The sequence below is a fragment of the Microbacterium tumbae genome (assembly GCF_054780175.1).
In genome coordinates this window covers 547,476-560,219 of sequence record NZ_BAAGWV010000001.1, presented here as the reverse complement: position 1 = coordinate 560,219, position 12,744 = coordinate 547,476, and the positions used below count along the sequence as shown (strand labels likewise).

Below are 12,744 nucleotides of genomic sequence, written 5' to 3'. Positions count from 1 at the left end.
CCTGGCCATGCACATCGTCCTGTTCGGCGATCAGCATCTGGAGTCGCTCGGCGGCGCCCAGGTGTCGATGCGGCTGCAGCGGCGATTCCTCGAGCACGCCGGCCACACGGTGACGGTCGTCGCCCCGCGCATGCACGTCGAGCGCGGGGGAGCGGATGCCGGGCGCACCCCCGAGCGGACGCAGCGGGACCGGGGGCATATCGACATGCCGTCGATCCCGATCACCCTCGACCGCGAGTACTCGATGACCTGGCCGGGGCGGAGGACCGATCGCCTCCTCGACCGTGCCTTCGCCGGGCGCCCTCCCGTGGACATCGTGCACGTGCAGGCGGACTTCTGGGGAGCGTTCTCCGGGCACCGCTTCGCCGAGCGGCACGGCATCCCGGTCGTGCACACCATGCACAATCGCGTCGACGTCGGCATCGCCGCCGTGACGCCGCTGCACGGACCGGCGCTGGCCGTGCTGAACCTGTGGCGCCGGTTCGCGATGCGCGGGATCGGCTCCTCCGTCCCCGGCCTGGACGGCTGGGCCTATCTGCGCGGGATCGCGCAGGGATCCTCCGCCGTGACAGCGCCTTCCGCCCATTTCGCCGCCCGTCTGGAGCGGAACGGCGTGTTCGAGCCGGTGGACGTGATCTGGAACGGCATCGACGACGACGTCCGAGAGGCCACCCTGGCCGGGCGCGCTGCCCGAGGGCCAGGGCGCCCGCGATTCGTCTGGCTCGGACGGATGAGCCCGGAGAAGAGGCTGCTCCCGTTCCTGGAGGCCGTGGTCGCCTCGCAGGTGGACGCCGACATCGAGGTGATCGGCGGCGGAGGTCAGCGAGCGGCCGCCGAGCGCATCGCGCGAGGGCACTCCGGCATCCGCTTCGCCGGGCGGCTGACCTACGAAGAGACGCTCGCGCGGATCGCGGCTGCCGATGCGCTCGTGCAGACCTCGATCGGCTTCGAGACCCAGGGCATGACGCCGTTCGAGGCGGCGACCCTCGGCACGCCTTCAGTTGTCAGCGACCCGGACATCGCCGCAGAGCTGGGGAGCGGTCTGTGGCGCGTGCCCGCGGCGGACGGCGGCGAGCCGGAGCGCATCGCCGCGCTCTCCGAGACCCTCATCTCCGCGGCGTCCGACATCGCCGCGGGCACGGCGCCCGAGCCGTCGCCCGCGGTCGCCGAGGAGTTCCGCCAGTCGTCGCGCACCGCGGCGATGATCGCGGTGTACGAGAGGGTTCTCGACGCGCAGGGGTGATCCGAGCGGCCGGTCCGATCAGAAGGCGTAGAAGATCGCGCTCATCGAGGAGATCAGGAAGCTGAACACGCCGCTGGCGACGCCGGCGATGCCGAGACCCGTGGCGATCCCGGCCTGCGCGAGGGGCGCGCCCCGACGGCGGAGGCCGATGATGCCGAGCACGAGGGCAGCGATGGCCGTGAGCAGGGTGAGGATGCCGCCGATGCCGCTGATGATGCCGACGCTCTCATAGGCGCCGCTGTAGAGCGTCACCTGGGAGACGATGCTGAAGAGCAGGCCGACGACCAGGCCGGCGAGACCGATGATGAACCCGATGCGTCCGGGAGGGTTTCCGGGGCCGGCGGGAGCGGCCGCCGCCGGGTAGCCCTGTGGGGCGCCGTAGCCGGGCGCTGCGGACGCCGCGGGCTGGGCGGCGCTGTATGCGGGCTGCGACGCTGCGGTCGGATAGGCAGGCTGCGACGCTGCGGTCGGATAGGCGGGCTGCGTGGCTGCCGGATAGGCGGGCTGCGCCGGTGCCTGGTATGCGGGCTGCTGCGTCGGATACGCAGGCTGCGCCTGCGGGGCCCCATAGCCGGGCTGGCCAGGGTAGGTCTGCGGCGCGGGCGGCTGCGCCCCCGTGGCGTACGGAGGGACGTGGGGCTGCTGCGGGTCGCTCATGCCGCTGAGCATAGCGGCCCTCGGGGACGCGTGGGTGTCCTAGGAGAAGATGCGCGGTCCTGACCCTGCACCGCGGTCGTTCTCGGCGACGCGGCTCCAGTCGGTCTCGCGGGCGCGGTACCCGTCGCGGCGCACTTCGATGAGCGTGGCGATGACGGCCCAGAGGGAGAGGGCTGCGAGAAGGAGGACGAAGAGCATGGCAGAAACACTATTCTCGACGGATTCCCGTCACGAGTGGCAGACTGGTCATGGTTCGCAGGAAAACTGCCAGCGAGATCGAGAGGGAGGCTGTCCATGAAGACCGTCGCGTGCGTGGTGCAGGACGGATTCGCGCCGTTCGAGTTCGGTGTGGCGTGCGAGGCGTTCGGCTTGGATCGCTCGGACGACGGGGTGCCGAACTTCGACTTCCGCGTCGTCGCCCCGCATCCTGGCGTTGTGGCGTCCAAGCTCGGGTTCTCGCTCAACGTCGACGACGACCTCTCCTTCGCGTACGAGGCCGATCTCGTCGTCGTGTGCCCCCTCCCGCGTGAGCGCTGGGGCGACATCGATCCGCTCGTCCTCGACGCCGTGCGCGCGGCGGAGGAGCGCGGCGCGTGGCTGCTGAGCGTCTGCAGCGGATCGTTCATCCTCGCGGCGGCGGGCGTCCTCGACGGCCGCCGCGCGACGACGCACTGGATGTACGCCGACACGATGGCGGACATGTATCCGCGGATCGACGTCGACCCGGACGTCCTGTTCGTGCAGGACGGGCGCATCATCACCAGTGCGGGCACCGCGGCGGGACTGGACGCCTGCCTGCACCTGCTGCGTCAGGAGATCGGGGCGGAGCTCACCAACCGCGTCGCGCGCCGGATGGTCGTGCCGCCGCAGCGCGACGGCGGCCAGGCCCAGTTCATCGACCGGCCTCTGCCGGCGGTCCAGAGCGACTCGCTCGCCCTCGTGACCGACTGGGCGATGGAGAATCTGCGCGAGGACCTCTCCGTCGAGCAGCTCGCGCACCGCGCGCACATGTCGCCGCGGACGTTCGCCCGCCGGTTCAAGGCCGAGCACGGGGCGACGCCGGCTGCATGGCTGGCGAGGCAGCGCATCATCCAGGCGCAGCGGATGCTGGAGCGCACCGACTTCGGCCTCGACCGCGTCGCGGCGGAATGCGGCTTCGGGTCCGCAGCCGTGCTGCGGCAGAACTTCACCCGGGTCCTGGGCACGACGCCGACGGCGTACCGTTCGGCGTTCTCGTGCCGGGACGAGTCGGCCGCCTGAGGGGTCGGGGACGACGATCCGCGGAGGTCCGGACGATTCACGGACGCAACGGTCCGAATCGTCCGTGAATCGTCACGGCATCCGCGATCCGTCCGGGCCGCGGCTCAGGTCCAGTGGCCCGGCCGCGGGAGCGCGGCGTCCTGCACGGTCACGCCGTTCCGCGTCACCGACGCCGTGCAGTACAGCAGCGACTGCGTCGGGTAGCCGTGCGGACGGTTGTCGCGGATGATCGCCCGGTCGTCCTCGGCGGGAAGACCGGCGGTCTCGGCGAGGAGGTCGACCCAGGCATCCGGATCCGTCGCGCGGAATCGCGGCAGCCACGTCATGATCCTCTGGGTGCCCTCGTCGTCCAGGTCGTCGTGCGCGATCATGTGGATGCCGGGATCGATCGGCGTCTCGCGCAGCCGCTCGCCGTCCCAGGAGATCACGCGTGCGGATTCGGGCGTCACCTCGACGAGGTTGAAGCCGTGCATCAGCGGAGAGCCCTGCGGAGACCGGCCGGCGACGGACTCCAGCGCGAGCGAGCCGCGCGAGACGGCGTCCTCGGGCGAGAGGTCGAGGACGTCCGCACGGTTGAGCAGCACCGCGAGCCGGCGCTCGGCGGGATCCGCCGCGAGCCAGGCCCCGCCGGCACGTCGATCACGGATGCCGATGACGCCGGGGTAGTCGTCCGGCCACCAGGGGCCGAGGTGATCCCAGGCGCGTTCGGGATCCTCGTCGCGGACGGCCAGCAGACGGGATGATCCGCCGCTCTCGACGTCGATCATCACCGTGCACACGCGACTCAGCCTATCCGTCGGCTGTCGCGGCGGCTCCGTCGGCATCCCCTGCGGCCACCGCGCCTTCCGGCGACCCGTTGCCGTCGCACCTTCCGACTTCCGCCACCGCACCGGCATCCGTGGGAATGCCGGCCGGCTCAGTACGGTACCTTCCAAGCCGGGCGGAGGCACGAAACCGAGCCGGCCGGGCAGCGGGAGGTGCGAAACCGAGCCGGCGACCCACGGCAGCGGGCAGAATCGAGACATGAACATCGTCGTCGGAGTCACGGGCGGCATCGCCGCGTACAAGACGGTCCACCTCGTCCGGCTCCTCGTCAAGGGCGGCCACGAGGTCACGGTGATCCCGACCGAGGACGCCCTGCGCTTCGTCGGCCTCCCGACCTGGGAGGCGATCAGCCGCAACCCCGTGACGACGAGCGTGCACGAGGACGTCGCGAAGGTCCGTCATGTCGCCCTCGGGCAGGCCGCGGACCTCGTCATCGTGGCTCCGGCGACCGCGAACACGCTCGCCAGGATGGCCGCGGGCATCGCCGACGACCTGCTCGGCACGACGCTCCTCTCCACCGCGGCGCCGGTCGCCGTCGCCCCGGCGATGCACACCGAGATGTGGCGGCATCCTGCGACGACCGCCAACGTCGCGACGCTCCGCGAGCGCGGCGTGCACATCCTCGGACCGGACGACGGCGAGCTCACCGGCGGGGACGCCGGCCCCGGGCGCATGTGGGCGCCGGAGGCCATCGCTGATGCGGCGCTCGCCCTGCTGGCGCCGCGCGACCTCGCCGGCCTCCGCGTCGTGGTCTCCGCCGGCGGCACGCGCGAGCCGATCGATCCGGTGCGCTACCTCGGCAACCGGTCCAGCGGACGCCAGGGCGCGGCGCTCGCCGCGGAGGCCGTCGCCCGCGGCGCCGAGGTCGTGCTGGTGTCGGCGAACATCGCCTCCGATGTGCTCGCCGAGGCCCGCGGCGTCCGCGTGCGACCGGTGGGAACGGCGGCCGAGCTCTCCCTCGCGATGAAGGACGCCGCGGCCTCCTCCGATGTCGTCGTCATGGCCGCCGCCGTGGCCGACTACCGGCCGGCCGCGGCATCCGATCAGAAGCTCACCAAGGAGGACGGCATCCTCGCGCGCATCGAACTCGTCGAGAACGAGGACGTCGTCGCGGCGCTCGCGGCCTCGCGGCCGGCGCATCAGACGATCGTGGCGTTCGCCGCCGAGACCCTGACCGACCCCGAGCAGCGCAGGGAGCGCGCCCGCCGCAAGCGCGAGCGCAAGGGCGCCGATCTGCTCGTCGTGAACCTGGCCGATGCCGAGCACGGGTTCGAGCGGGCCGACAACGCCGTCGAGGTCATCGGCGAGCGCGGAGCCGTCGTCGCGGACGCGGCCGGTTCCAAGCGCGAGGTCGCCGCGGCGATCTGGGATGCCGTGACGGCGACGCGCGTCGGGCGCGCGGCTTCGGAGGACTGAGCATGTCGGGGTCGGATGCTCACGAGGGGAGCAGGTCGGCACCGAGCACGCGCATCGCCGCGTGAAGCCGCAGAGCGGGCTCGGGCGCCTGCGGCGCATGCAGCAGAACCGTCCGCACGCGGCCGAGGGCGGGCAGGTCCCAGGAGGGGGGCGCCTCCGCGAGGTCGTCGGGGACCATCCGCGATCCCAGCACGCCGATGCCGATCCCCGCGCGCATCGCGGTCAGCGCGCCGTTCACACCGCGAACCGTGTTCGCGATCGTCCAGGCGCGGCCGGCGCGGTCGAGCTCGGCGACGGAGTGGTTGCGGAGGAAGCTGGAGCGCGGGTACGCGACGAGCGGCACCGGATCCGGGACGATCCTCGCCTCGGGGTGCGCGACCCAGACGATCCGCTCCTCGCGGAGGACGTCCCCTCCCTCTCCCGGCATGGTCTTGACCAGCGCCAGCTCGAACTGCCCCGCACGAAGCCGCCTGCGCAGGGAGCCGCTCTGACCGATGGTGACCTCGAGGACGACGCGAGGGTTGCGGAGGCGGAATCGGCGGAGCGCGTCGCCGAGCTGCGGACTCGCCGCGATGTCATCCGCGACCGCCAGGCGCACACGCCCGGAATCCGTCCGCGCGCGGAAGTGGTCCACGGCGTCGGCGTGCGCGGCGACGATCTGGTGCGCGAGGCGCGCGAGCTCCTCGCCCGCCGGGGTGAGCGCGGCGCTCGCGTGCGGCCCTCGGGCCCGGATCACCAGCGCCTCTCCGACGTCGTCCTCGAGGGCGGCGATCTGGCCGCTCACGGTGGACGGGCTCACCCCGCACCGCTCCGCGGCCGTCGTGAAACTTCCCGATCGGGCGAGTTGCAGAAATGTTATGAGGCTTCCGAGCGGGAGCCGTGGCTCCTTCATATCCATCGCCATAGTCAAAGTATATGAGCTATCAATTCAGGATCAGCGAAGAATAGGTATTCGGATGGCTCGCGGACGGTGGTGAGCGGGCGATCGCGATGCGAATAGTGAACCGCGGGAACCCTGCGGTCTCTGCTTCAGAACGCCGTGTAATCAAGGGACAGCCGCCTGTCGGAGAGCGATTCTCCGCATTGACGGCGCCTGCATGCGGTGAGATGGTTGTCACCCGAGCCAGAAACCGTGCGTTGCACGCTAATTGCGATGCGGCGCGGCCGAGAAGGAGAAGAACTCGATGACGAGCACCGCAGACATGCTGGGCACCAATCAGGTGTGGCCGGTCATGCTCACCCCGATGAAGTGGGACCGCACGATCGACTGGGACGGCGTGGACCGCATCACGGACTGGTACATCGACGCGGGCATCACCGGCCTGTTCACGAACTCGCGCTCGAGCGAGGTCGAGTTCCTCTCCGCCGAGGAGCGCGTGCTGCTGGCCGAGCGCGTCGTCAAGCGCGCCAACGGACGCGCCGCCGTCGTCGCCACCGGCACGTTCGGCGCGACCGCCGAGGAGGAGATCGAATCGATCAAGCGCATCGCCGACGTCGGAGCCGATGCGGCGATCATCCTCACCAACCACCTGGGCAACCAGGCGGCTTCCGAGGCCACCTGGACCGGGAAGCTCGAGCGGATCGTCGAGGGCACGGGCGATATCAAGCTCGGGTTCTACGAATGCCCCACGCCGTGGAAGCGTCTGGTGCCGGCGAACGTGTTCGAATGGGCGGCCGAGACCGGCCGGTTCGTGTTCCACAAGGACCTCACGTTCGATCCCGACGACATGCGCGCGAAGATCGAGGCGGCCAGGGGGACGGACCTCCGGATCTACAACGGCGAGATCACGTCGACATACCAGTCCATCATCGCCGGGGCCCACGGTCACTCCGGATACGCGTCGAGCCTGAACCCGCGTCTGATGGTCTGGCTGTGCGCGAACGCGCATCGCGACGACGAGACCGTTCGCACCGTGCAGCGCATCATGAGCATCTTCGAGCGCATGATCAACCTCGCCTATCCCAGCTCCGCCAAGCAGCTGCTCGCGGCCACCGGCGAGCTGGACATCACGCCCATCAGTCGTATGAACGGCGCGAACGCGCTCGGGGCCCACGACTTCGACTCGCTCATCGACATGGTCGAGCTGATCAAGTCGCTGGACCTCGGACTCGACTGATCCTGCCGGGGGCGCTCCTGCGAGCGCCCCCGGCAGCCGCCCTGCAACACCCGAGAAGACAAAGGAGTCAGAACCATGCGAAGGTCGACGATTCGACGAGCGATCAGCGCCGCTGCGGCGGCGGTCGTCGTCGCGGCGCTCATCACGGCGTGCACCGGTGGAGGCGAGGCGCCCCCGGAGGGCGGGAGCGCCGAGAAGCTCACGCTGGCGGTCACCCTCGACAGCGGCCCGTGGGAACCGGCACTGCTGCAGAACGGGCATCAGGCCCAGTACTGGAATGCCGTGTACGACACGCTCCTGCACATGGAGCCCGATACGACGATCGTGCCCGGCATGGCGGAGAGCTGGGAGTACAACGACGACAACACCGTGCTCACGCTGCACCTGCGCGAGGGGATCACGTTCTCGGACGGCGCGCCGTTCACCGCCGACGCCGTGCGCGCGAACGTCGAGAACCTCAAGAACGGCAACGGCCAGAACGCGATCATGGTCGCGTCCGTGGACGAGGTCGTCGTGGTCGACGAGCTGACGGCCGAGCTGCATCTCGGAGCACCCGATCCGGCCCTGCTCACCTACCTCACGCTCGCCGGCGGCGTCATGGGCAGCCCCGACGCCCTGGGCACCGACGCCATCACCACGACGCCGGTCGGATCGGGGCCGTACGTCCTCGACGCGGCGGGATCCGAGCCGGGGGTGCGCTACGAGTTCACGAGGAACCCGGACTACTGGGATCCCGAGTCCTATCCGTACGACTCGGTCGAGCTCGTCGTCATCGGAGAGCTCACGGCGCGGCTCAACGCCCTCCGCTCCGGGCAGGTGCAGGGGATCGCGGCCGACGGCACGACGGTCTCGGAAGCGGAGAACGCCGGCCTCGACGTCTACCAGTGGCCGCTCAACCGCCGCGGGCTGTACATCGCCGACCGGGACGGGACCGTCGTGCCCGCGCTCGGCGACGTGCGCGTGCGACAGGCCATCAACTACGCGATCGACGGCCAGGGCATCCTCGACGGCATCCAGCTCGGCTACGGGACCCGCTCGACCCAGGTGTTCAATCCCACTTCGGTCAACTACGTCCCCGAGCTCAACGACCGCTATCCCTACGACCCGGACAAGGCCAGGGAGCTGCTGGCGGAGGCGGGCTATGCGGACGGGTTCGACGTCGTCATGCCCGAGAACCCCACGGAGAAGTCCAACCCGATCGTCGAACAGCAGCTCGCGGATGTGGGCATCCGCGTGACCTGGCAGAAGGTGGACTCGACGAACTACGTCTCCGAGGTCCAATCCGGCAAGTACGGCCTGTTCTGGATGTCCAACAGCACGGCAGAGGCCTGGTGGGACATGAGCAAGCAGATCCCGGCCGATGCGCCCTGGAACCCCTTCGACACGCGGACGCCCGAGCTGGACGGCCTGATCGATCAGGCGCAGGGCGCCGCGGGAGACGAGTACGCCGAGGCGATGACGGCGATCAACACCTATGTCGTCGAGAACGCCTGGTTCGACATCTGGTACCTCGAGGACGTCGTCTACATCGCCTCCGCGGAGGTGGACGTCGACATCCATCCGATGAACGTCGTGCCGTACATCAAGGACTTCCGTCCTTCGGCGGACTGATCCGGCGCGGTGGCCGGGACCCCGCGGTCCCGGCCACCCCGACATCCCTGGAGAACATGTGACCTCCCTCCTCCTCCGGCGGCTCGTCGCCGCCCTCGTCCTGCTGGTGACGATCACCGCGCTGGCGTTCGCGCTCATCTACTCCAGCGGCGGGAACATCGCGAGGAACATCCTGGGCGAGCTCGCCACGCAGGACCAGCTCGACGGACTCACGCACGAGCTCGGTCTCGACCGCCCGCTCCCCGTCCAGTATCTGGAATGGCTCGTCCACGCGGTCCAGGGCGACCTCGGCGTCTCCTTCTTCACCGCGACTCCGGTGCTCGATTCGATAGCGACCCGGCTGCCTGTGACGCTGTCCCTGGTCGTCGTCTCGATCCTCATCGCCACGACGATCGGCGTGCTCCTCGGCGTCGTCGCCGCCGTCCGCCGCGGCTGGATCGACAGGGCGATCCAGATCTTCTCGGTCGCCGCAGAATCGCTGCCCAACTTCTGGGTCGGCCTCGCCCTCGTCTCGGTGTTCGCGATCGGCCTCCAGCTCTTCCCCGCCACGGGCTATGTGCCGATCGACGAGTCCTTCCTCGGCTGGCTCAGCACCATCGCCCTGCCCGTCACCGCTCTCGTGATCGGAAGCATCGCATCGGGGGCCCAGCAGATCCGCAGCGCGGTGATCGACGTGCTCAAGAAGGACTATGTGCGCACGCTCCGTGCCCGCGGCCTTCCCGAGCGCAGCATCCTGTTCCGGAACGTGCTCAGGAACGCCGCCCCTCCCGCGGTGACCGTCGTCTCCCTCCAGTTCATCGGGATGCTCAGCGGAGCCGTCCTGATCGAGCGCGTCTTCGCGCTGCCAGGACTGGGCAGTCTCGCCGTCAACGCCGCGATCCTCGGCGACATCCCCGTGATCATGGGCGTGCTCGTGGTGACGGCGATCATCGTCATCATCGTCAATCTGATCGTCGACATGGCGATCACGTGGATCAACCCGAAAGCGAGGGTGCAGTGAGCGATCTCCTGATCGGCGGCGTGGAGGTCGGCGCGACCGCCTCCCGGCGGGGCGTCGTCGCCCGCTTCGTCCGCAACCCTCTCGCGATGGCGGCGGTCGTCGTGCTCGCGGCCATCGTCCTGGTCAGCGTCTTCGCCCCGCTGATCGCTCCGGGGAGCCCGACGTACGCCCGCCTCGACCTCGTCAACGCCCCGCCGGGGGGCGAGTACGTCCTCGGCGGCGACGGCGCCGGCCGCGACGTGCTCAGCCGGCTCCTCTTCGCCGGCCGTCTCACCCTCCTCGGCGCGCTCATCACCGTCGTCGTCTCGCTCGTGATCGGTGTGGCGTCCGGGCTCGTCGCCGGCTATTTCGGCGGCTGGTTCGACAACGTCGCGGGATGGGCGGCGAACCTCGTCATCGTGCTCCCCGGCACGATCGTCCTCGTGTCGCTCTTCGCGGCGATCGGGCCGAACATCCTGCTGTCCATGGTGGTCCTGGGCATCATGTTCGCCCCGAACTTCTTCCGGCTCGTGCGCAACCAGGTGATCTCGGTGAAGAACGAGCTGTACGTGGACGCCGCCCGGGTCTCCGGCCTGGGGGATGCGCGCATCATCGCGCGGCACATCCTCTTCGTCGTCAGGGCGCCCATCATCATCCTCGCGGCGACCATCTCCGGCGCCGCGATCGTGGTGCAGGCCGGTCTGGAGTTCATCGGGCTCGGCGATCCGGCGACGCCCACCTGGGGCGGCATGCTGCAGGACGCCTTCGCCAACCTGTTCAACGGGCGTCACCTGCTGCTGCCGCCCGGCCTCGCCATCGGCATCACCGTCGCCTCGTTCATCCTGCTCGCCAACGGTGTGCGCGACGCTCTCGAAGGCGATGAGTCCCGTGCGCGTCGAGCCAGCGGCGCTCGCGCGCGACGGAAACGCCCGACCGCCGCGCCGCCGCCGCCCGATGCCGCCGACAACGGTGCTCTGCTGCGCGTCCGCGACCTCGTCGTCGGGTATCCGGACGGTGCCGGCGGTGTCCGGCGCGTGGTCCACGGTGTGGACCTGTCGGTGGATCGGGGAGAGATCGTCGGCCTGGTCGGCGAATCGGGGTCCGGCAAGACCCAGATCGCCCTGAGCGCGCTCGGACTGCTCCCTCACGGCGGAGAGGCCGAGGGGCACGTGTGGCTGCACGGCGTCGATCTGCTCTCCCTGCCGATGCGGGCGATGCGCGGAGTGCTCGGATCGACGATCGGGTACATCCCCCAGGAGCCCATGAGCAATCTCGATCCCTCCTTCAGGATCTCGACCCAGCTCATGCGGCCGATGCGCGCCGCGCTGGGCGTCTCGCGGCGAGAGGCGCATCGACGCGCGATCGCCCTGCTCGCGCGCGTGGGCATCGCCGATCCGCCGCGCGTCATGCGCTCCTACCCGCACCAGATATCCGGCGGGATGGCGCAGCGCGTGCTGATCGCCGGCGCCATCTCGTGCGATCCCGCGCTGCTGATCGCGGACGAGCCGACCACCGCGCTCGACGTCACCGTGCAGGCGGAGATCCTCGATCTGATCCGCGACCTGCAGCGCGAACGGCAGCTCGGCGTCCTGCTCGTCACGCACAACTTCGGCGTCGTCGCGGACATCTGCGATCGGGTCGCCGTCATGAGATCAGGACGGATCGTCGAAGACCGCGAGGTCGGCGCGATCTTCACGGACCCGGAGGACGAGTACACGACCATGCTGCTGTCATCGACGGTCGAGGGGGCGCCGTTGCGAAGCCCTCTGGTCTCATGAGCTCGGGGGCGCTGCTCTCCGTCGAGGACCTCGTCGTGGAGTATCCGTCCCGCGGGTTCCGCAAGCCGCCGTTCCGGGCGCTGCACGGCGTGAGCATCCGGATCCGCAGCGGTGAGACGCTCGGTCTCGTCGGGGAATCGGGATCGGGGAAGACGACGCTCGGCCGCGCGGTGCTCGGGCTCGCCCCGATCACATCGGGGAGCATCGTGCTCGACGGGCGCGCTCTCGGCCCTGCGGACAAGGGGACGCGTCGGAGCCTGGCGGCCCAGCGGCAGGTCGTGTTCCAGGATCCGTACACGTCGTTGAACCCGGTGATGCCGGTGGGCGCCATCCTCTCCGAGCCCCTGCGCGCCCAGGGCGTTCCGCGCTCGCGCGCCGACGCCGAGATCGCCGATCTGCTCGCGCAGGTGGGGCTTCCCCGGGATGCTGCGGAGCGGCTGCCGCGCGAGTTCTCCGGCGGTCAGCGGCAGCGCATCGCCATCGCACGCGCCCTCGCGATCTCGCCCCGGCTGATCGTGTGCGACGAGCCCGTGAGCGCCCTGGATCTCTCGACGCAGGCGCGCGTGCTCGCGCTGCTGCAGGAGATCCAGGAGCGGACCGGCGTCGCCTACCTGTTCATCTCGCATGACCTGGCCGTGGTGCGCGCGATAAGCCATCGCGTCGCGGTCATGAACGCCGGCAGGATCGTCGAGGAGGGCGATGCCGCGACGGTGACCTCGGATCCGACGGATCCGTACACGCGGCGCCTCCTGCTGTCCGCCCCGGTGCCCGACCCCGTGCAGCAGGCGAGGCGGCGTGCGGAGCGGCGGCGGGCGGCGACCGGTGAAGAACCCGAAGGAGCGCGCCCGGCGTGACGCC

Annotated in this window: 12 protein-coding genes; 8 read left to right on the top strand and 4 right to left on the bottom strand. The window is 70.3% G+C overall.

The window, feature by feature from the left end; genetic code table 11:
- Positions 1-7 precede the first annotated feature (7 nt).
- Positions 8-1,243, top strand: coding sequence for a glycosyltransferase family 4 protein (locus tag ACYVGQ_RS02625; protein WP_460782955.1), 1,236 nt, complete (start codon positions 8-10; stop codon positions 1,241-1,243).
- A gap of 18 nt (positions 1,244-1,261) precedes the next feature.
- Here the strand turns inward: ACYVGQ_RS02625 and ACYVGQ_RS02620 are convergent, their stop codons facing one another.
- Positions 1,262-1,900 (bottom strand): hypothetical protein, encoded by a 639-nt coding sequence (locus ACYVGQ_RS02620; RefSeq protein WP_460782954.1) that lies wholly within the window; start codon positions 1,898-1,900, stop codon positions 1,262-1,264.
- 39 nt (positions 1,901-1,939) lie between these two features.
- Positions 1,940-2,098: a hypothetical protein gene (locus ACYVGQ_RS02615; protein ID WP_460782953.1), complete on the bottom strand. Its 159-nt coding sequence runs from the start codon at positions 2,096-2,098 to the stop codon at positions 1,940-1,942.
- Positions 2,099-2,194: 96 nt separating this feature from the next.
- Here ACYVGQ_RS02615 and ACYVGQ_RS02610 point away from each other — a divergent pair, with 96 nt between their 5' ends.
- A complete protein-coding gene (locus ACYVGQ_RS02610) occupies positions 2,195-3,160 on the top strand; it encodes a GlxA family transcriptional regulator (protein WP_460782952.1) in 966 nt (321 codons plus the stop codon).
- A 104-nt stretch (positions 3,161-3,264) separates the two neighbouring features.
- On the opposite strand, the gene ACYVGQ_RS02605 is transcribed toward ACYVGQ_RS02610, so the two are convergent.
- The gene (locus tag ACYVGQ_RS02605) at positions 3,265-3,939 is read right to left on the bottom strand and encodes an NRDE family protein (protein WP_460782951.1); all 675 of its coding nucleotides are present in this window, start codon (positions 3,937-3,939) and stop codon (positions 3,265-3,267) included.
- 244 nt (positions 3,940-4,183) lie between these two features.
- On the opposite strand from ACYVGQ_RS02605, the gene coaBC reads away from it, so the two are divergent.
- Positions 4,184-5,401 (top strand): bifunctional phosphopantothenoylcysteine decarboxylase/phosphopantothenate--cysteine ligase CoaBC, encoded by a 1,218-nt coding sequence (gene coaBC / locus ACYVGQ_RS02600; protein WP_460782950.1) that lies wholly within the window; start codon positions 4,184-4,186, stop codon positions 5,399-5,401.
- 19 nt (positions 5,402-5,420) lie between these two features.
- On the opposite strand, the gene ACYVGQ_RS02595 is transcribed toward coaBC, so the two are convergent.
- A complete protein-coding gene (locus tag ACYVGQ_RS02595) occupies positions 5,421-6,293 on the bottom strand; it encodes a LysR family transcriptional regulator (RefSeq protein WP_460783913.1) in 873 nt (290 codons plus the stop codon).
- A gap of 292 nt (positions 6,294-6,585) precedes the next feature.
- On the opposite strand from ACYVGQ_RS02595, the gene ACYVGQ_RS02590 reads away from it, so the two are divergent.
- The 5 genes from ACYVGQ_RS02590 (at position 6,586) to ACYVGQ_RS02570 (ending at position 12,740) form a co-directional block, all read left to right on the top strand.
- Positions 6,586-7,518 carry a dihydrodipicolinate synthase family protein gene (locus tag ACYVGQ_RS02590; RefSeq protein WP_460782949.1) on the top strand — a complete coding sequence of 311 codons (933 nt, stop codon included), beginning with the start codon at positions 6,586-6,588 and terminating at the stop codon, positions 7,516-7,518.
- 75 nt (positions 7,519-7,593) lie between these two features.
- Positions 7,594-9,129 carry an ABC transporter substrate-binding protein gene (locus ACYVGQ_RS02585; RefSeq protein ID WP_460782948.1) on the top strand — a complete coding sequence of 512 codons (1,536 nt, stop codon included), beginning with the start codon at positions 7,594-7,596 and terminating at the stop codon, positions 9,127-9,129.
- Positions 9,130-9,187: 58 nt separating this feature from the next.
- Positions 9,188-10,129 (top strand): ABC transporter permease, encoded by a 942-nt coding sequence (locus ACYVGQ_RS02580; protein ID WP_460782947.1) that lies wholly within the window; start codon positions 9,188-9,190, stop codon positions 10,127-10,129.
- A complete protein-coding gene (locus tag ACYVGQ_RS02575) occupies positions 10,126-11,886 on the top strand; it encodes a dipeptide/oligopeptide/nickel ABC transporter permease/ATP-binding protein (RefSeq protein ID WP_460782946.1) in 1,761 nt (586 codons plus the stop codon). Before ACYVGQ_RS02580 ends, ACYVGQ_RS02575 begins: the two co-directional genes overlap by 4 nt.
- Complete coding sequence (locus ACYVGQ_RS02570) at positions 11,883-12,740, top strand: ATP-binding cassette domain-containing protein (protein WP_460782945.1); 858 nt, start codon at positions 11,883-11,885, stop codon at positions 12,738-12,740. Before ACYVGQ_RS02575 ends, ACYVGQ_RS02570 begins: the two co-directional genes overlap by 4 nt.
- The last annotated feature ends 4 nt before the right edge of the window (positions 12,741-12,744 follow it).